Origin of the sequence: Aggregatibacter aphrophilus ATCC 33389 (genome assembly GCF_900636915.1) — a bacterium.
In the GTDB taxonomy this organism is placed as follows: domain Bacteria; phylum Pseudomonadota; class Gammaproteobacteria; order Enterobacterales; family Pasteurellaceae; genus Aggregatibacter; species Aggregatibacter aphrophilus.
In genome coordinates this window covers 733561-753594 of the sequence record NZ_LR134327.1, presented here as the reverse complement: position 1 = coordinate 753594, position 20034 = coordinate 733561, and the positions used below count along the sequence as shown (strand labels likewise).

The window sequence follows — 20034 nt, the reverse complement described above, 5'->3', positions numbered from 1 at the left end:
CATAGTAAAAGGTTTAGTAAAAACAAACTCTTTTACTATGATTGCCTTATTTCTCACAAACCTCTTTCAGTGCAAGATAAATATCATTCTTATCATTCCCCCAGATAGTGCGCGTCTCCCGACGCGTACTCGATAACAAACTGAAAATCGAGGTAATTTCACGGTCGCATTGCATGTGACCGTTATCATTTAAAAAAACGCCTGAAAAACCAACCGCACTTTTATGGGCAATTACACCCATCTTCCCAAATGCAATTCCACAATGTCCACGATGTGTTTTAAGAAGGTGGTGTCTTGTCCGTTATGGAAGCGAGCGGTATCTCTGGAGGTGAATAATAAAAGTGCGGTGGGTTTGTGGCTTGTTTTTGCGCCAAGCAGACAAATTGCCACGGAGCCAATGGGAAATTCTTCCGGCAGAAACATCAGGTGTTTTTCTTTGTTGCTTAAATCGCCCAAGTAAAATTGGCGCAAGCTGAGGCGTTCCAAGCGAATCAGTTCAAATGCCTTGCGGTCAATCCAATATTGTTCGGGAATGGTTTCATTTTTTGGCCACGCATTTCGAAATAGCAATATTTTTGCACCGTCCAGTTCATAGGACTGCGCCCATTGTTTCAGTTTTTCTTCACCCGTTGGAAATCTTCCGCTTGAAACAATTTCTTTTGTAAAGGCATGAGTGCGTAGAAAATGTCTGCCTCTTGATAGGCAAGTTGATGGAATTTTTCTAAGAATGCCGTAAGGGTTTTGATTTGTTGGCGTTGTTGTTCCAACTGTGCTTCCACCAAAGATAGCGTGCCTTTTTGTGGGTGAACCACGGACAGTTTGGCAAGCAAATCAGGATGAGTGGTGAAAAAATCAGGGTGTTCGGTTAGGTATTCGACGACGTTTTTTTCCTGTTCATTCATAAAAAAACTCTCCAAAAAAGAACCGCACTTTCATAGTTCAAAAGTGCGGTCATTTTTCTATACGTTTTTACGCAGCAAATGGATCTTGCAAAATCATAGTTTGTACGCGATCCGGTCCGGTGGAAAGAATGGCAATTGGTACGCCGGTGACTTCTTCGATACGTTTGATGTAATTACGGCAGGTTTGCGGTAATTGATTCACATCGGTTACGCCGAAGGTATTTTCTTTCCAACCCGGCATGGTTTCATAAATCGGCTCAACACCTTCCCAGTCTTTTGCCGCAAGCGGTGCGTATTCTACAATGTTGCCGTTTGGCATTTTGTAGCCTACGCAGATTTTCACTTCATCGAAACCGTCTAACACGTCTAATTTAGTCATGCAGAAACCAGAAATAGAGTTCAATTGAATCGCGCGACGAATGGCTACCGCGTCGAACCAACCGCAACGACGTGGACGTCCGGTGACCGCACCGAATTCGTTCCCTTTACGGGCAATTTCTGCGCCAACCTCATCGAATAATTCGGTAGTGAATGGGCCGCTACCCACGCGGGTGCAATAGGCTTTGATGATACCCAACACATAATCCAAGTTGCGCGGGCCGAAACCGGAACCGGTTGCTACGCCACCAGCAGTGGTGTTGGAGCTGGTGACATACGGATAAGTGCCGTGGTCGATATCCAACATGGTACCTTGTGCGCCTTCGAATAAAATGTTGTCGCCGTTTTTGCGCGCGGTATCTAAAATGGTGGTGATGTCGGCAACCATGCCGGTGATAATATCGGCAACAGCGAACACGTCATCTAAGGTTTTTTGATAATCAACCGGTTCGACTTTGTAGTAATTCACCAATTGGAAGTTGTAGTAATCAAGGAGATTTTTGAGTTTTTCGGCGAAGGCTTCGCGATTGAATAAATCACCCACGCGCAAACCGCGGCGAGCGACTTTGTCTTCATAAGCCGGGCCGATGCCGCGACCGGTGGTACCGATGGCTTTTTTGCCGAGTGCCGCTTCACGGGCGTGGTCCATGGCAACGTGGTAAGGCAGAATTAATGGGCAGGCTTCGGAGATTAATAAACGGTCACGTACATTTACGCCGCGGCTTTCTAATTCGCCCATTTCCTGCATAAGTGCGGAAGGGGAAAGCACAACGCCATTACCGATTAAACAGGTGACGTTATCGCGTAGGATGCCTGATGGAATTAAACGTAGAACGGTTTTTTCACCGTTGATGATTAAGGTATGACCGGCGTTGTGGCCGCCTTGATAACGCACCACATATTTGGCGCGATCAGTGAGCAAGTCAACGATTTTTCCTTTTCCTTCGTCGCCCCATTGTGCGCCGAGAACGACAACACTTTTACCCATATTTTCCGCCTTTTTAGCTTTAGTTTATAAAAATCAACGGTTGCTTACTTTACTATTTTCAGTCTTGAATCTCAATGTAATTCCTTTATTTATTCGCCAAAATGACCGCTCTTTTCGGTGCGGGATAGCCTTCAATCGTCTTGCTATGATCATTCGGATCGAGAAAATCAATGAGAGATTCATTTTCCAACCAATCGGTTTTGCGTTGTTCCTCTAATGAGGTAACGGCGACATCCACGCAACGCACATTTTTAAAGCCGGTTTTTTGCAGCCAATTAATCAATGCGGCAACGGACGGAATAAAATACACATTTTTCATTTTGGCGTAGCGATCCATCGGCACCAACACCGTGTTTTCGTCACCGTCCACCACTAAGGTTTCGAGCACCAATTCGCCGCCGTTAACCAGTTGCGCACGCAGTTGGGAAAGGTGATCCAACGGTGATTTGCGGTGATATAACACGCCCATAGAAAACACCGTATCAAATGCCGCAAGCGGTTGCATTTGCTCGATGCCGAGAGGAATCAAATTGGCTCGGCGATCGTCATTTAATAATTTGCGTACCGCTTCAAATTGACATAAGAACAATTCCGTCGGGTCGATACCCACTACCATTTTCGCGCCTTCGCCCACCATGCGCCACATATGATAGCCACTGCCGCAACCCACATCTAAAATCGTGCAGTCTTGCAATGGCGCTAAATGTGGTAGCACGCGATCCCATTTGAAATCGGAGCGCCATTCGCAATCCACATGAATGCCGAGTAAATGATAAGGCCCTTTGCGCCATGGCATGAGTTGTTTTAAATGGTGAATAATGCGTTGGCGTTCGCCGTCGGAAAGCGCAGAATCACGTTCGGATTTGACCGCACTTTTCAGATCAATACGGGAAGCCGATAAGTGCGGTAGAAATTCCAAGACTTTTGCCCACTTAGCATATTCCCCGTGGGTTTGTTGTTGCCATTGTTTCATTTGTAATGGCAAGGTTTCCAACCAAGGCGAAAGATGGGTCGTGGCGATTTGTTGATAAAAAGGACGAAAATCGATCATTTTTAGCGTTCCCGTTATAAGGCGTTTTTGTAGGCTTCTTGCGCTTTTTCAAAGGTTTCTTGCGTTTCGGCGTCAGGTTTGCTTGATAGCAGCGAAATGACAATGATAACAAGGGTAGCCAGTAAAAAGCCTGGGATCATTTCATAAACTTGAGCCAATTCACTTTTCGCCGGGATCCATTCTTTCCACGCAAAAACCGTGATGGCACCTGTCAGCATGCCTGCCATGGCGCCGGAGGAAGTCATGCGTTTCCAAAATAATGAAAGTAAAACCACCGGGCCAAAGGCGCTGCCGAAGCCCGCCCAAGCAAATTCCACAAGTTTCAGAACCTTGCTGTTTTGATCTTGAGCGATCCAAATGGCGATAGCGGCGATCATCAATACCATGGCGCGTCCAAGCCAAACCAATTCTTTTTCTGAAGCCTTCGGGCGGATAAAGCCTTTGTAAAAGTCTTCAGTAATGGCACTGGAAGAAATTAACAGTTGGCAACTTAAGGTACTCATCACTGCAGCAAGAATGGCGGAAAGCAAAATACCGGCGATCCACGGATTAAATAATAGTCGGGATAATTCAATAAAAACTTGTTCCGGTTCATGGTTTACCAAAGCCGCAGAAGCCGTGTTTGCATTCGCATAGAAATATGCCATACCAAAGAAACCGATCGCAACGGCACCAACCAAACAGAGTACCATCCATATCATACTGATTTTACGGGCTTTATTTAGGGAGCGCACGGAATCTGCTGCCATGAAGCGGGCCAGAATATGCGGTTGCCCGAAATAGCCCAAGCCCCAAGCGGCAAGACTTAGCAAGCCGACGGTGGAGGTGCCGCGGAATAAATCCGTAAAGTCTTTTTGCGCGCTAATTTCCGCTTGTTGTAAGACGTTTTGCAACTCGTCAATGCCGCCAATGGAAATCACCACGAAAACCGGCGTGAGCAATAACGCGAAAATCATTAACGTGGCTTGAATGGTGTCTGTCCAGCTGACGGCAAGGAAACCGCCGATGAAGGTGTAAATGATGGTGGCGAGCGCGCCGTACCAAAGTGCGGTGGAGTAGTCAATTAAAAACAGATTGCGGAATAATTTCGCACTGGCAACCACGCCCGAGGCGCAATAAATAGTGAAAAACACCAGAATAATGGTGGCGGAGACGATCTTCAATAAGTTATGGGACGTGCCGAAACGGTGATGAAAATATTCGGGCAGGGTTAAAGCGTTATTATTGAATTCTGTGTAAACGCGCAGACGACCGGCGATAAACAGCCAGTTCAGGTACGCACCGAGGGTTAAACCGATGGCGATCCACCCTTCAACCAAACCGGATAAATAAACTGCGCCGGGCAAGCCCATTAACAGCCAGCCGGACATATCGGAAGCGCCGGCAGACATGGCGGTGACGAAACTACCCAAACGGCGACCGCCGAGAATGTAGTCGGAGAAATTTTGGGTGTAATAGTAAGCGGCAATCCCGATACCGAGCATGCCGACGATATAAATAACAAATGTGATAATTGTTGGATCTAATCCAAACATCGTACCAACCTTAGTACATAGACTGCTGAAAAATGTGAAAAGAGGCGCATTTTACCGCATTTGCCCCTATTATTCTATTTTCCTTTTCGTTAGACTTATTAGACGAAAAAAATTAGAAAACTTAAGAGCAGGGACATTATGGATTCGGTCGAATTATTGGTCAATGTGACACCCAACGAAACGCGCATTGCCCTTGTAGAAACAGGTATATTAAAAGAAGTACATATTGAACGCCAAGGCAAACGCGGTATTGTGGGAAACATTTATAAAGGGCGCGTGACCCGCGTGCTGCCGGGAATGCAGTCAGCGTTTGTTGACATCGGCTTGGAAAAAGCCGCCTTTTTGCACGCCTCAGACATTGTCTCACACACCGAATGCGTGGATGAAAACGAACAAAAGCAATTTGTGGTAAAAGACATTTCCCAGCTGGTGCACGAGGGGCAGGATATTGTCGTGCAGGTGGTGAAAGATCCGCTCGGCACCAAAGGCGCGCGCCTTACTACGGACATTACGCTGCCTTCCCGCTATTTGGTGTTCATGCCGGAAAATAGCCATGTGGGCGTGTCGCAACGCATTGAAAGCGAGGAGGAACGCGCCCGCTTGAAAGAACTGGCGCTGCCGTTATGCGATGAATTGGGCGGTTTCATTATTCGCACTGCTGCCGAAGGCGCAAGTGAGCTGGATTTACAACAAGACGCGGAATTCCTGAAACGTTTATGGCGTAAAGTGCTGGAGCGTCGTGCTAAATACCCGACCCGTTCCATGCTTTACGGTGAACTAGCGCTGACTCAACGCATTTTGCGTGATTTTATCGGTGCCAAATTAGATCGTATTCATGTTGACTCCCGACTTTGTTTCAACGAAGTGAAACAATTCACCGAAGAATTTATCCCGAATCTCACGGATAAATTGATTTTATATACGGGAAATCAACCGCTCTTTGATGTGTACAGCGTAGAAACGGCGATTCACAATGCGTTGGATAAACGTGTGAATCTTAAGTCCGGCGGCTATTTGATTATCGAACAAACAGAAGCCATGACTACTATCGATATCAACACCGGCGCGTTTGTCGGGCATCGTAATTTGGAAGAAACCATTTTCAACACCAATATCGAAGCGACCAAAGCCATCGCCCAACAGCTCCAATTACGCAATCTCGGCGGCATGATCATCATTGATTTCATCGATATGCAAAACGAATTGCACCGCACTCGCGTGTTGGAATCTTTAGAAGAGGCGTTGGCTTCCGATCCAGTGAAAACAAATGTGAACGGCTTCACTCAATTAGGTTTGGTGGAAATGACTCGCAAACGCACGCGCGAAAGTTTGGAGCATATCCTTTGTTGCGAATGCCCGACTTGCGAAGGTCGCGGACGGGTAAAAACCGTGGAAACCGTATGTTACGAAATCATGCGCGAAATTATCCGCGTGCATCATTTATTCTCCAGCGAACAATTTGTGGTTTACGCCTCCCACGCCGTTGCCGATTATTTAATCAATGAAGAATCCCACGGCTTACTGGCCGAGTTGGAAGTTTTCATCGGCAAACAAATTCAAATAAAAACCGAACCGTTTTACACACAAGAACAGTTTGATGTGGTGGTGATGTAAAAAAAGTGCGGTAGATTTTATGAGTATTTTAGAAACACCTATACTTCCTCCGTAAATAGAGGAAACCAAGCGATACAATCTAAAAATACCCGGTATTATGTAGCAAATGCACAAAACGCTTGCTGAGCTTGTCGAAGCATTCGTTTTGTGTATCGGAGAAGCTGAAATGACTTACACATCGACAAGCTCAGCGACCGTCATTTCAGCTTTGTGCAACTGCTATATAATTTCGAAAATACCCGCAAAACCCACCGCACTTTCCTCAACAGTAACAACAAAAGGAGACCTTATGAAACTCTACGTTTACGACCATTGTCCGTTTTGCGTGCGCGCCCGCATGATTTTTGGTTTGAAAAAAGTGCCTGTTGACTTGGTCACGATCCTAAACGATGACGTGGAAACGCCAACCAAGCTCATCGGTCAAAAAATCGTCCCGATTTTAGTTAAAGAAAACGGCGAAGCCATGCCGGAAAGTTTGGATATCGTGCGTTACATTGATGCACACTACGGGGAAAAAGTTTTATCGGAAAAGGTTCGTCCACAAATAGAAGATTGGCTAAAACAGGTTGGAAGCTATCACAATCATTTGGTTCTCCCGCGTTTTACCCGCCTTGGTTTACTGGAATATGCCACCCAAAGTGCGGTCAATTATTTCACTGAAAATAAAGAAAAATCGATCGGCAACTTCGCTGACAATCTGGCAAATACCGACACCTATCTCGCCCGTCTTGCACCTGATTTAGCTCAACTCTCCGATTTAATCCAATCGGACACCGCACTTAATGGCAATCTTTCCTTAGAAGACATCCTCGTTTTCCCAATCTTGCGTAACCTCACCTGTGTAAAAGGCATCCATTTCCCGCCGAAAGTAAAAAACTATGTGGAAACCATGTCCCGCTTGAGCAACGTGCCGTTGTATTGGGATAAGGCGATTTAGGTGGGGAGGAGAAGATGAAACCTCTTTGTGTCGTATTAAGCGGTGCAGGCATTAGCGCCGAAAGCGGTATTCCGACGTATCGCGCGGAGGATGGTTTATGGGCAGGGCATAAAATTGAGGAAGTTTGCACGCCGGAAGCCCTGCAACGTAACCGTAAAAAAGTGTTGGATTTTTATAATGAACGCCGCCGTAATTGTTCTGCAGTCCAACCCAACGCAGCACACAAGGCCTTGGTAGAATTGGAACAAGGCTACAACGTGCAAATCATCACGCAAAACGTAGATGACCTGCACGAACGCGCCGGTAGTGCTAATGTGTTGCACCTGCATGGCGAATTAAACAAAGCGCGCAGCGGTTTTGACCCCGATTACATCGTACCTTGCTTCGGCGAACAATCCGTGGACGATAAAGACCCGAACGGACACCCAATGCGCCCCCATATTGTCTTTTTCGGCGAAAACGTCCCCATGTTAGAACCGGCAATTGACTTGGTTTCGCAAGCGGACGTTGTTCTGGTTATCGGCACTTCATTACAGGTTTACCCCGCCAACGGCTTGGTCAACGAAGCCCCGAAAAATGCCCAAATTTACCTCATCGACCCGAATCCAAATACAGGCTTTATCCCACGCCCGGTGGAAACAGTAAAAATGAAAGCCGGCGAAGGCGTACCGAAAGTAGTGGCGGAGTTATTAGGAAAAGTAAAAAACATTTAGAAAAACGACCGCACTTTAAATAAATAAAATATATTACAGCACATAGGAACCTTAAAATGCGCTATCCACTTTGGCTACGAGTTGCCATACAGAACGGCAATATTCTTTATCCTTATATTGTTCAAAAACATTATGAAACATCTTTAACAAAACGTTATAAAAATAATTTTAAGATTTCATCAGTCCTATCTGATGTAATTGTTGTTCCGGAACAATATCGACTTGGGAATTATTTTTGTGATTTTTATTATAATAATGAAGATTGTGAATGCGTTTTTTCTGAATATAAATTTTCAGAGAATAAAAAAGTAGAAATTGTTCGCAATCTAGACTATAAACTACGAATGGATCATAACATTGTTGAGAAGTTTAAAGAGGAATTTCCTGACCGCGATGAGTTAATTATTTACTCCGGATATATGGGGGTTAATTACTTTCGTAATGGTCTTCAAAGCAATCTACTTTTTTGGGATAAAACTTTTTGGTATAGCTATTCCAAACCGGACTTTATGACAGCTGAGTTAGAACAGTTGGTACAAGAAAAAAGGGTAAGGTTACTTGATGTTCCCGGTATGGAAGGAATAACCAAGATAATGTTTGTTAATGAGTTTGAGCCTTTTGATTTGAATCGAGCATTGCCGGTCAATAATTCAACGATTACAAATCATCATTCTTTATTACCTAAATATACATTGCCAAGATTGAAAGTATTACTTTTTCTTATTTTATTTTTCATCTTCTTCTTTTATTGTGTTGTGTCTCCTTCTTTTGAATTTACAACCTATCCATATGAACTCTACCATTATTTGTATTATCCGGTTATTGCTCTTTCTATTATGCTAGTCTTTATTTTGGCTAAGCATAATCATTTCAAAACGATGGCAATATATGCTTTTACTAAGCTGTATATTTGGGGGATTTCTATCAGTGCTGCAATTATTCTAAGTATATTCTTGTTGAAAGGAGTAATTTTGCCTTATGGCGGTAAACTTTATACGCTGTTAAAGTCACCGGAATATCATGATCTTGTTATAACAAATTCAGTTGAATCTAAGGAGAATTATTCAAACTATCAATTGTATGGAGAACGTTGCAACTATCTTCTTCAATTAACAGATAATTCTCAAGATAAACACTATTATTTTTGTTCTTCAAAAGATAAAAATGAATTGCCTAAATATTATGAGATGGAAATCCAAGAATCGAAATTTGGATATCATATTAAGCAGATCCAACCCAAGTATTAACCTTGTTTTTAGCGTTTAACAATCGAAGAGCGGTCAAAATTCTTAGTGTTTTTTGATCGCATTTTTCATTATATTTATTTTTATATAACCAATGTGCTATATTTACTTCACTTTTTAAACAGGAGTGTGAGATGAAAAAAGTAGCAACATTGGCCGTGTTGATGATGGCGGCATTTTCTGCGCAGGCAGCGGATTTGTATCTTTATGCCGGCGCAGGCTTGAAAGAACCGGTTGAAAAAATTATTCAGCAATTTGAAAAGGATACGGGTAATAAAGTCACCGTGGAATACGGCGGTTCGGGGCAGCTTTTGGCACGTTATAATCAGGTGAAAAGCGGCGATTTGTTCTTGTCCGGTTCGGCGGATTATGTGGAAAAATTGCAACAGGCGAATGAAGTGAAAGACGTTGCGCCGGTGGTATTGCATATTCCGGTGATGGCGGTGCGTAAGGATAAAAGCGCGGGGATTGATTCTTTCAAGGCACTGGCGGAAAGTCAGTTGCGTTTGGGCATTGGCGATAGTAAAGCCATGGCATTAGGCAAAGGTGCGGAAAAAATCTTTGAACTGTCCGGTTATCAACAACAGCTTAACGATAAAGTGGTGGTGAAAGCGGCGACGGTTAAACAATTGATGTTGTATTTGCTTAATGGGGATGTGGATGCGGCGGTTGTTGGTCGTTCCGGGGCGTGGAAAGTGCGTGATAAAGTGGATTTATTACCAAACCCGGTCGGTACGCCGGAAGAAAAAGTGACCCTTGGTTTGCTTTCCTCAAGTCAGCAGCCGACAGAAGCCAAACAGTTGTTAGACTTTTTCAAATCCGAACAAGGCGTGAAATATTTTACCAATGAAGGCTTCCTCCCTATTAAATAAAAGCCTCAGTTTAAAGTTAGCACTGATTCCGCTGGTTATGTTGTTATGTATTGTCGTAGGCGCAGTGCTTTCTTTAACGGCGCAATTGGATTTTTATTTTTTCAAAAAAGCGTTGTTCGATGCAGAGTTGCATTTCGCCTTAGGGATGTCTCTCGGTACCTCGCTTATTTCTCTTCTTTTGGCGCTATGTATTGCTATTCCATCCGCGTGGCTGATGAGCCAAGTGCGGTTACCTTTGCAAAAGTTTATTGATACGTTTCTTGATTTGCCGATGGTGTTGCCGCCGTTGGTGACAGGCTTGAGTTTGTTGCTGTTGTTTAATTCGCAGGGCATATTGAGCCAACTGATTCCTGGGATCAGCCAATGGATTTTTAGTCCGATCGGCATTGTGGTGGCGCAGACTTATATCGCCTCGTCTATTTTGTTACGCAATGCCAGAGGCATTTTCACGTCGTTTGATCAGGGGTACCGTCTCGCCGCCTACAATTTAGGCTTATCGCCTTTCAGAACGCTGTTTAAAGTGGAATTACCCATGTGCTGGAAGCCGTTGTTGGGCGGTGCAATTTTGGCGTGGTCGCGGGCCATTGGGGAATTTGGCGCGACACTAATGCTTGCCGGTGCCACCCGCTTTAAAACCGAAACCTTGCCGATGGCGGTGTATCTGAATATCTCCAGTGGTGACTTTGAAATTGCGATCGGTGCCGCGTTGTGGCTCTTGTTTATTGCTACCTGTTTGCTGTTTTTGCTTCGGGTGCTGAATCGGAATGTTTAATATGCTGAAGATCGAAAAGTTACAGGCCGGTATTTTGCAACAGGTTTCTCTTTGTGTAGCAAAAGGAGAATGTGTCGCCGTAGTGGGCGAGTCGGGTAGCGGAAAAACCACCTTGCTAAATGCGATCGCCGGTTATATTGATTACGAGGGCGAGATTTTACTCGCACAGAAAAATCTGAATGTATTGCCACCGTGGCAACGAAATTGCCGTTATTTAAATCAGCGCTTGTATTTATTTCCGCATAAAAGCGTCGCCGGTAATTTAATGCTCGCCAAATCCGATGCGTCCCGTGAAGAACAGTTGGCATTGTTGGAAAAATTGAAAATCGCCCATTTAATTGATCGTTATCCTCATCAATTATCCGGTGGCGAACAACAACGGGCAGCGCTTGCCAGAGCGTTAATCCATCCGCCAGATTTGCTGTTATTGGATGAGCCTTTTTCTTCTCTTGATTGGCAAACCCGTGAGCATATTTGGCATGAGGTAAAAAGCCTAACTCAGGCATTGCAGATCACCACATTATTAGTAACACATGAGCCGAAAGAGGCGGATTTTTTAGCAGGAAGACAGGTTAGATTGCATTTAGGACGATTTATTTAAGGAGAACACATGATTTATTTTTCAGATAAAGAATTAGACGATTTTTTATTGGAGGATATTTATCGTGGCGATTTGACGACGCGTGCGCTCGGTTTGGACAACGTATCGGCGAGAATTTTATTTAAACGTAAAAATGCCGGTATTGTGGCGGGAATCGGTGTGGCAGAAAAATTGCTGAAAAAACTGGATATTGAACCTCAGGTTTATGTGCAGGAAGGCGAAACCGTTGACGCCGGCATGGTGCTGTTAAGTGCGGTGGCTTCCGGCGACAAATTACATCAGGCATGGAAAGTGGTTCAGTTGGTGTTGGAGTGGTCTTGTGGCGTGGCGCAATACACGGCGGATATGATCGCTAATGCCAAAGCCATTCATCCTCATGCGGTGGTGGCTTGTACCCGTAAAAGCATTCCGAATACCCGAAAGCTGGCGACCAATGCGGTGTTGGCCGCGGGCGGGCATATTCATCGCCAAGGCATTAGTGAAACGTTGCTGGTGTTTACCAATCATCGCAACTTGCTTGCGGAACCCGATAATTGGACGGCAATCGTGGAACGTTTAAGACGGGAAGCGCCGGAAAATAAAATTACTTTGGAAGCGGATAATTTCAGTCAATTTGAACAAATGCTCGATGCCGAACCGGATATTATTCAACTGGATAAATGGTCGGTGGATGACGTGAAGCGTGCATTGTCTTTGGTGGCGGCAAGCGGTAAAAAAATCACCCTTTCTGTTGCAGGCGGCGTAAATAAAAATAATGTCGCCGATTATGCCAAGTTGGGCATTCATTTATTTATCACCTCCGCCCCTTATTATGCACCGCCGGAAGATATTAAAGTGGTGATTGAGCGGCAATAACAATAATAAATGTGGCGTAAAGTGCGGTTAATTTTGGGGGTGTTTTGGAAAATACTTCGAAAAATGACCGCACTTTTTATTCCCCTCTAACCGCCTCAAAAATAAATCTGTAATCTACATTTTAGCTAACTTTCTTTTTCGGTTTTTGCGGAAAATACGTTATAATTTTGCACAATTTTCTCAACTTTTTTTTGATTTATTTTTGAGTGTGATTTCATGTTAAAACAAGTGACTGACTCCCTACTAGCCCGTAATAATTTGACATTGTCCGATTTGCCGAATGTGTTTGACACGTTGGCGCAGCGCAATGTGGATTATGCGGATTTGTATTTTCAACTTAGCCAAGATGAAAATTGGGTGTTGGAAGATAGTATTATTAAAGAGGGCGGTTTCCATATTGATGGTGGCGTAGGCGTCCGTGCAGTAAGTGGTGAGAAAACTGGGTTTGCCTATTCTGATCAAATCAACTTAACTAATTTGCAACAATGCGCACAGGCAGTGCGTGGTATTGCGCAACCTTCCCAATGTAATTTTATTCTACCGGTGAGATTTAATCCGCTGGATGCACCTTTGCGTTATCAGTCGATTAACCCGCTATACAGTTTAAGCCAAGAACAAAAAATTGAATTATTGCGTTTGGTTGATAGAACCGCCCGCGCGGAAGACCCACGAGTGGTGCAGGTGAATGCCGGATTAAGTATGGTGTATGAAGAGATACTGGTAGCGGCCACCGATGGCACCTTGGCGGCAGATATTCGACCGTTAATTCGTTTATCGATCTCCGTGTTGGTAGAACAAGACGGTAAGCGCGAGCGTGGTAGTGCGGGCGCAGGCGGTCGTTTCGGTTTGGAATGGTTCTTTGAGAGCTATAAAGGCGAACAAAGAGCGGTCTATTTTGCGAAAGAATCTGTGCGTCAAGCATTGGTAAATTTAGGCGCGGTGGCGGCGCCGGCAGGATTAATGCCGGTTGTGTTGGGCGCAGGTTGGCCGGGTGTGTTATTGCACGAAGCAGTAGGACATGGCTTGGAAGGCGATTTTAATCGTAAAGAAAGCTCATTGTTTACCGGCAAAATTGGTGAATTAGTCACGTCGCCGCTATGTACGATCGTGGATGACGGTACCTTAATGGATCGTCGTGGCTCGGTCACCGTAGATGATGAGGGCGTGCCAGGTCAATATAACGTATTGATTAAAGACGGTATTTTGCAGAAATACATGCAAGATAAAATGAATGCCCGTTTGATGGGCGTGCAGCCGACAGGTAATGGACGTCGTGAATCCTATGCGCATTTGCCAATGCCTCGCATGACTAATACCTATATGTTGGCGGGTAAAGATAAATTTGAGGATTTGGTGGCTTCCGTAGAACACGGCATTTTTGCACCGCACTTTGGTGGCGGCCAAGTGGATATTACCTCCGGCAAATTCGTGTTCTCTACTTCAGAAGCTTATTTGATCGAAAAAGGCAAAATCACTAAGCCGGTGAAGGGCGCAACGTTAATCGGTAGTGGTATTGAAGTCATGCAAAATGTGTCCATGGTCGCCGATGACGTGGAATTGGATCATGGTGTAGGTACTTGCGGTAAAGAGGGGCAAAGCGTGCCGGTAGGCGTGGGGCAACCGGCATTACAAATTGACCAAATTACCGTGGGCGGTACAAATTAACCTAGTTTAGCAATTACAAATTTAAGGAACGGAGAAAGTCCTATGATAGGCAAAAAGAAATTTGTAGCAGTGGGGGCTATTGCGTTAGCTGTTGCAGGTAGTGTTTATTGGTATCAACAACAAAAAACAGATGATACTAATGCGATTACGGTGAAATTTAATCGCATTCAACAGAGTGATTATGAACAAACGCCAAGCGTGATTTACCCACTGAATATTGAGTTTAGTGGTAGTGTCGCACCGATTGACAAAGTGAAGGGAGAAATCAATCAAGGTGTGAAAATTGAACCGGCCATTGAGGGGAAATGGGTCTGGAAAAATGATCATTTATTAACATTCACCCCGAATCAAGATTGGCCGACAGGGCAAGAATATAAAATTACGTTAGAAAAAATCGCATTAAATCCAAGCCTAACCTATGCTAAATCGGTGGTGGGAACTCATTCCATCAAAACCGAGCCATTTAGTGTTACGCAATCCGATGTTGAATTTTATCAAGATCCTAATTTGGCGCATGTTCGCCATTCTTTAGCGCATTTCACCTTCTCTAACCCTATTGATCCGAAAGAATTAGAAAAAGCGGTTGAGGTGAATTTGGTGCGTCAAAATCAAGATAAATCGCTTGATATGATTAATCCGCTGAAATTTAAAATTAATTATTCTGACAACAAATTGGATGTGTGGATTAGTTCTGATGAATTGGGGTTATCTACCCAACCGAATCAATTTGTCGAAACTAAAATCAGTCAGAAATTACGCGCCAAAACAGGGGTGAATACCTTGGAAAAAGGTGTGTCGGAGCTGGTTGCGATACCGACCAAATACAGTTTGGATAATTCCTATAATCAGTTCAAAATTATTAATAATGAACGCGATGAGGCAGAACAGGTATTAACCCTCAATTTTAACTATGGCGTAAAGGGTAAGGATATTGCCGATAACTTGATTACAGTGCTATTGCCGGAATTGCCTGAAGGTCAAAGTTATACCCGTACGAAACTGACGGAAGCCATGGTAAATAAAGGCGAACGCATTCAGCCCGAACTCATTCTAAGCGAACAACCTTATGCTAAAGCACAGTCTTTTCGTTTTGATATTCCGGAAGGTCGTTGTGTGTATTTGCAATTGGAAAATAAATTTACGGCATTAGGCGGTTATCAACTTAAAGACGCTGTAGGCGATTTACAATGCGCTCCGAATTATCCAACGTATATCAGCTTTGTGGGCAAAGGGGCATTGTTATCTCAATATGGTGACGGCAAACTCACCCTGGCAGTTCGCAATGCGGATAATGTTCGATTAGATATTGGTCGCGTCCAAGGCGAGCAGTTACGCCATATTGCCAATTTAAATTCCGGTAGTTTCCAAAAACCGGATTTGGGTCGTTTGAAATTTGATGATATTGCGAATTTCAAAACCGAAACCTTGGTTGTCAACAACAGTGAACCGCGCAAATCTGATTATCTCAGTGTCGATTTGAGTCAAAAAGGCTTGCCAAGACAAGGGATCTTCTGGGTGAAGGCAAGTGCGGTCAATTCCGGCGACGATTCTTCTAATGATGACAATAGCAACAAATTGAAAGATTCCGATGAAACGTCAGAATACGACTATTATTCTGAGCAAGAGTCGAAAAAAGTTGATTATCGTTTGGTGGTGTTAACGGATTTAGGCATTATCGTCAAAAAGGCCGCTGATGGTACTCAATCTGTGTTTGTACAATCTATTGCAAGTGGCGATCCGGTATCCGGTGCAACCGTGAAAGTTATTTCCCGTAATAACACAGTGATTGCTTCCCAATATACCAACCGTCAAGGCGTTGCGTTGTTGCCATCTTTGGAAAATTACAAACAGGAATTGGAACCTGTGATGTATTTGGTGACTCGCGGAGCAGATCAATCTTTCTTACCTATTAATAAATCCGACCGCACTTTAGATTTCTCTCGCTTTGACATTCGCGGCCAAGAAATTTCACCGGAGCAAAATGCTATCAAAGCCTTTGTGTTTAATGATCGTGGCATTTATCGTCCGGGCGAATCTCTTTATATCGGGATTATCAGCAAGGCCTTGGATTGGCAGAAATCGTTGGCTGGCGTACCGCTAGTGGTGGAATTGACTTCACCATCAGGCAAAATTCTTTGGCAGAAAAATATTCGTGTAAATGAAGGTGGTTTGAACAGTTTGAATTATCCGTTAGAGGAAAGTGCAGAAACCGGCGAATGGTCTGCGCGGGTTTATATTGCTCAAGGAAAAGAGCAAACCGAAGTAGGTTCCATGACCTTCCAAGTGCAGGAATTCCAACCGGATACGTTAAAAATTAATACCGGTTTTAACGGCGATCAAAAATTGGCTTGGGTTGCGCCACAAGATTTAAAAGCCACCGTGCATTTAACTAATTTATTCGGTACCCCGGCGCAACAACGTAAAGTAAGTGCAAATATTATATTGCATTCTATCTTCCCAAGTTTTCCGGAATATAAGGATTATCAATTCTATGATAACCAACGAAATAAAGATGCGATCCTGCTAGAACGTGAGTTGCAAGATCAGCTGACCGATAATAACGGTGACGCGACTTTTGCCTTAAATTTGGCACAAGAAGCGGAAAATACCGTGCAAATGTTATATTTCACGGCAGACGGTTATGAAAACAACAGTGGCCGTGGTGTGTCCAAAGTGCAATCTATCTTAGTGTCTGCTCAGCCTTGGTTAGTGGGTTATAGCAGTTCACAAGATTTAAGTTATTTAAGAGAAAATAGCGAAAATAAAGTCAGCTTAATTGCCATTGACCCAAGTTTGCAAAAAGTATCCGTTGAGGGCTTAAGTGCGGTCTTAATGGAGCGCAAATATGTTTCCGTATTAACAGAGCAAGCATCCGGTGCGTATAAATACGAATCCAAAATGGTAGAAACGCAACTCAGCGAACAACCATTAGTGATTAATCGTATTGGTTCCGAAGTGAGTTTAAATACAGAACGTAGCGGTGATTTCGTGTTGGTGATTAACAATCAATATGGCGAAACCGTAAACCGTATTCCTTACACTGTCATCGGTAATAGCAATGTGACGGTGGCCATGGATAAAAACACCGAGCTAAAATTGAATTTAAACAAAAAACAATTTATGCCGGGTGAAGAAATTGAAGTGGCAATTAATGCACCTTATGCAGGTAGTGGCTTAATTACGATTGAACGTGATCGTGTTTATGCCCATCAATGGTTTAAATCCACCACTAACCGCTCTGTTCAAAGAATCAGAATTCCTGCTAATTTTGAAGGCAGTGGTTATATCAACGTGCAATTCTCCCGTGATATGAAGTCTGATGATATTTTCACCAGTCCATTAAGTTATGGTGTTGCACCATTTAGCGTGAACGTAAACAATCATCGCTTAGAAATGAATGTCAGCGCGCCAAAAATGGTGAAATCTGGTGAAAAAGTAGATCTTACTTTGACGACCAATAAACCGAGTAAAGCAATTATTTATGCCGTGAATGAAGGGATTTTACAGGTTGCCGGTTATCAACAGGCGGAACCATTGAAATTCTTCTTCCCGAAATATGCATTACAAGTTGAAACTTTGCAAATTCTAGATTTAATCCTGCCGGAGTTCCGTAAAGTGTTGCAATACGCTCAAACCGGTGGTGACGCCGATCTTGAAATGGCTATGGCGGCGAAAGTGGCGGCAAATACCAATCCGTTTAAGCGTAAAGTCGATAAACCGGTCGTCTTTTGGTCGGATATTGTGGATGTAGACGGCAGCAAAACGGTAAGCTATCGCGTGCCACAAGGCTTTAATGGCAATTTGAAAGTTATGGCCATTGCCGTGGCGAACGATGGCGCACAAATGAATATCGGACAAAGTGAAACCTTAGTGCGGGATGATGTGGTTTTATCACCAACCGCACCGATTACCTTGGCTCCGAATGATGAAGCGCAAGTGAGTTTAAGTGTTGCTAATAATACAAAAAGCGAACAAAACATTTTGATTCAGCTAAATGCTGCACCTCAATTCCGTTTATTAAACAATGCGCAAACCTCTATTACGTTGGCGCCAATGAGCGAAGGTTCGGTTGATTTCAAATTAAAGGCTACCGATCATCTAGGTTCCGGTATTTTATATTTTACTGCCGCCTATTTAGATGAGCACCAGCAACCGGCGCAAGCAGAACGTAAATATCACATTTCTGTACGTCCGTTGACGGCAAAACAACAATTCATCAAAGTCGGTGAAGTTGCGTCAAATAAACAGGCAGAAATCCAATTACCGGCAGTATTGTTCCCGCAGAGCCGCAAACAAACAGCATTAATTTCACCTGCACCATTGGTGTTGGCACAAGGGATAAGCAGTTATTTAGGTAACTACGATAACTTATGCACCGAGCAAATTATTAGTGCGGCGATGCCGAATCTGTTATTTGCCAATAATCCGGAGTATCAAAGCTTGTTAGGCGTATTATCTCAGGTAGGTGATACCCAAGCCCTTCAAGCCAACAAAGAACAGCTTAACAAAAACTTGTTACGTGTCTTTAGCCTGTTGCCGGAGCGTCAAACGACGGATGACGGTTTCGGCTTATGGTCGGGCTTAGATGGCAACGATGCTTTCTTAACCGCTTATGTGGCACACTTCTTAATTGAAGCGCAAGAACACGGCGTGAAATTACCGGCGGCTTGGGTAACACCAAACGGGTTATTTAATAAGGCGGTCAGCGCCTTAGAGCGCTTAAGTCGTCCTGACAGCTCGGATGATTTACCGATGTTACGTCAACGCGCCTATGCTACCTATTTATTAGCACGTTTAGGACAAGTGCCAAGTGACAGTTTAATGTCTATTCGTAGCTTGTTAGATCGCAACTTTAAAGCCGAAGAATGGCAATCCGATTTAACCGTTGCTTGGCTGGCAGGTGCTTATCAATTAGTGAAACAAGAACAAGATGCGGATATGCTGATTAGCGATGTGATGGCAAAATTCAGTGATTTACAATCGCAAGCTAAATGGAGCTATAGCTATTATCTTGATCCATTGATTGAAAAAAGTGCCGTGTTATATGTGTTAGCACGTCATTTCCCTGAACAAGCAGAAAAATTGTCCGACACCCTGCTTAATAGCATTGTGCAGGATTTGAATGAAGAACGTTATAACACTTTATCTTCCTCCATGGTGTTACTTGCCTTAGATGCCTACGGTAAACAGCATCCGGAACAATTGGCGAAGTTACATATTCAACAAAATGGACAAGATATCGGTCAATTACAAGGTGTATTCTTATCTGCTGAGGTCGATGCCGATAAAGCGCAATTAAACTTTGTAAACCAAAGTGAACAAAAAGCCTGGTATGCCATCAGCCAAGCCGGCTATGTGCAGCAACCGAAAGCAGAAGCCATTAAAAACGGTGTAGAAATCGACCGCACTTATACTGATAAAGATGGCAAACCGGTGACTTCCGTGAAACTGGGTGATGTGGTTAACGTTCAAGTGAAAGTACGATCTCTGCAAAATGTACAGCAGGATATGGTGATTACCGATTTATATCCGGCAGGTTTTGAGGTGGTTAGCCGTAGTAATAACGATGAAGACAATATTAATGCAAAAGAGGATGATGTCATTTATATCTTTGATTTTGCTCATCGTGATTTGCGTGAAGATCGTATGTTGAGTTACGGCACAGTAGGAGACACTACAACGGTGATCAATTACCAATTAAAAGCAGTGAATACGGGTAAATTCCAAATTCCACGCGCTTATGCGGAAAATATGTATAACCGTGCAGTAAACGCCCAATCTGCCGATAAAGGCTATATTGAAGTGGTTCAATAACAAGTGGCAATCCTCTCCGTGACTTAGCGGAGAGGATTATTTTTTATTATCAAAATTTGCTATTTTTAAACATAAACCTCACAGGTTTGAAAG

The 20034-nt window shown here is 43.7% G+C and carries 13 protein-coding genes and 1 pseudogene; 10 read left to right on the top strand and 4 right to left on the bottom strand.

Annotated features, from left to right (window positions below; translation table 11 throughout):
• Positions 1-231: 231 nt before the first annotated feature.
• The 4 genes and pseudogenes from EL144_RS03700 to putP all read right to left on the bottom strand — a co-directional run bounded on the left by EL144_RS03700 (position 232) and on the right by putP (position 4854).
• Positions 232-902 (bottom strand): annotated as a pseudogene (locus tag EL144_RS03700) (DUF484 family protein).
• 67 nt (positions 903-969) lie between these two features.
• Positions 970-2268: an adenylosuccinate synthase gene (gene purA, locus EL144_RS03695; protein WP_005702767.1), complete on the bottom strand. Its 1299-nt coding sequence runs from the start codon at positions 2266-2268 to the stop codon at positions 970-972.
• 85 nt (positions 2269-2353) lie between these two features.
• Positions 2354-3319, bottom strand: a complete 966-nt coding sequence (gene cmoB / locus EL144_RS03690; protein WP_005702768.1) for a tRNA 5-methoxyuridine(34)/uridine 5-oxyacetic acid(34) synthase CmoB — start codon at positions 3317-3319, stop codon at positions 2354-2356.
• Between the two features lie 14 nt (positions 3320-3333).
• The gene (gene putP / locus EL144_RS03685) at positions 3334-4854 is read right to left on the bottom strand and encodes a sodium/proline symporter PutP (protein WP_005702769.1); all 1521 of its coding nucleotides are present in this window, start codon (positions 4852-4854) and stop codon (positions 3334-3336) included.
• 138 nt (positions 4855-4992) lie between these two features.
• Between putP and rng the strand changes: the two genes are divergently transcribed.
• The 10 genes from rng (at position 4993) to EL144_RS03635 (ending at position 19941) form a co-directional block, all read left to right on the top strand.
• The gene (rng, locus tag EL144_RS03680) at positions 4993-6468 is read left to right on the top strand and encodes a ribonuclease G (RefSeq protein WP_005702770.1); all 1476 of its coding nucleotides are present in this window, start codon (positions 4993-4995) and stop codon (positions 6466-6468) included.
• Positions 6469-6757: 289 nt separating this feature from the next.
• The gene (gene grxB / locus EL144_RS03675; RefSeq protein ID WP_005702772.1) at positions 6758-7405 is read left to right on the top strand and encodes a glutaredoxin 2; all 648 of its coding nucleotides are present in this window, start codon (positions 6758-6760) and stop codon (positions 7403-7405) included.
• 14 nt (positions 7406-7419) lie between these two features.
• Positions 7420-8118 (top strand): SIR2 family NAD-dependent protein deacylase, encoded by a 699-nt coding sequence (locus EL144_RS03670; RefSeq protein ID WP_005702773.1) that lies wholly within the window; start codon positions 7420-7422, stop codon positions 8116-8118.
• Between the two features lie 56 nt (positions 8119-8174).
• Complete coding sequence (locus EL144_RS03665) at positions 8175-9365, top strand: aminotransferase class IV (protein ID WP_005702774.1); 1191 nt, start codon at positions 8175-8177, stop codon at positions 9363-9365.
• 131 nt (positions 9366-9496) lie between these two features.
• Positions 9497-10234: a molybdate ABC transporter substrate-binding protein gene (gene modA / locus EL144_RS03660; protein ID WP_005702775.1), complete on the top strand. Its 738-nt coding sequence runs from the start codon at positions 9497-9499 to the stop codon at positions 10232-10234.
• The gene (locus tag EL144_RS03655; protein WP_005702776.1) at positions 10209-11006 is read left to right on the top strand and encodes an ABC transporter permease; all 798 of its coding nucleotides are present in this window, start codon (positions 10209-10211) and stop codon (positions 11004-11006) included. The genes modA and EL144_RS03655 overlap by 26 nt, the downstream gene beginning before the upstream one ends.
• A 1-nt stretch (position 11007) precedes the next feature.
• Positions 11008-11607, top strand: a complete 600-nt coding sequence (locus EL144_RS03650; RefSeq protein WP_032994703.1) for an ABC transporter ATP-binding protein — start codon at positions 11008-11010, stop codon at positions 11605-11607.
• A 9-nt stretch (positions 11608-11616) separates the two neighbouring features.
• Positions 11617-12462, top strand: a complete 846-nt coding sequence (gene modD, locus EL144_RS03645) for a ModD protein (RefSeq protein ID WP_005702778.1) — start codon at positions 11617-11619, stop codon at positions 12460-12462.
• A 216-nt stretch (positions 12463-12678) separates the two neighbouring features.
• Complete coding sequence (tldD, locus tag EL144_RS03640; protein WP_005702779.1) at positions 12679-14127, top strand: metalloprotease TldD; 1449 nt, start codon at positions 12679-12681, stop codon at positions 14125-14127.
• Positions 14128-14169: 42 nt separating this feature from the next.
• Complete coding sequence (locus EL144_RS03635) at positions 14170-19941, top strand: alpha-2-macroglobulin family protein (RefSeq protein WP_050332614.1); 5772 nt, start codon at positions 14170-14172, stop codon at positions 19939-19941.
• The last annotated feature ends 93 nt before the right edge of the window (positions 19942-20034 follow it).

Coding starts and splice junctions, on each gene's coding strand:
- purA (WP_005702767.1), bottom strand. CDS start 2,268: ATGGGTAAAAGTGTTGTCGTTCTCGGCGCACAATGGGGCGACGAAGGA.
- cmoB (WP_005702768.1), bottom strand. CDS start 3,319: ATGATCGATTTTCGTCCTTTTTATCAACAAATCGCCACGACCCATCTT.
- putP (WP_005702769.1), bottom strand. CDS start 4,854: ATGTTTGGATTAGATCCAACAATTATCACATTTGTTATTTATATCGTC.
- rng (WP_005702770.1), top strand. CDS start 4,993: ATGGATTCGGTCGAATTATTGGTCAATGTGACACCCAACGAAACGCGC.
- grxB (WP_005702772.1), top strand. CDS start 6,758: ATGAAACTCTACGTTTACGACCATTGTCCGTTTTGCGTGCGCGCCCGC.
- EL144_RS03670 (WP_005702773.1), top strand. CDS start 7,420: ATGAAACCTCTTTGTGTCGTATTAAGCGGTGCAGGCATTAGCGCCGAA.
- EL144_RS03665 (WP_005702774.1), top strand. CDS start 8,175: ATGCGCTATCCACTTTGGCTACGAGTTGCCATACAGAACGGCAATATT.
- modA (WP_005702775.1), top strand. CDS start 9,497: ATGAAAAAAGTAGCAACATTGGCCGTGTTGATGATGGCGGCATTTTCT.
- EL144_RS03655 (WP_005702776.1), top strand. CDS start 10,209: ATGAAGGCTTCCTCCCTATTAAATAAAAGCCTCAGTTTAAAGTTAGCA.
- EL144_RS03650 (WP_032994703.1), top strand. CDS start 11,008: ATGCTGAAGATCGAAAAGTTACAGGCCGGTATTTTGCAACAGGTTTCT.
- modD (WP_005702778.1), top strand. CDS start 11,617: ATGATTTATTTTTCAGATAAAGAATTAGACGATTTTTTATTGGAGGAT.
- tldD (WP_005702779.1), top strand. CDS start 12,679: ATGTTAAAACAAGTGACTGACTCCCTACTAGCCCGTAATAATTTGACA.
- EL144_RS03635 (WP_050332614.1), top strand. CDS start 14,170: ATGATAGGCAAAAAGAAATTTGTAGCAGTGGGGGCTATTGCGTTAGCT.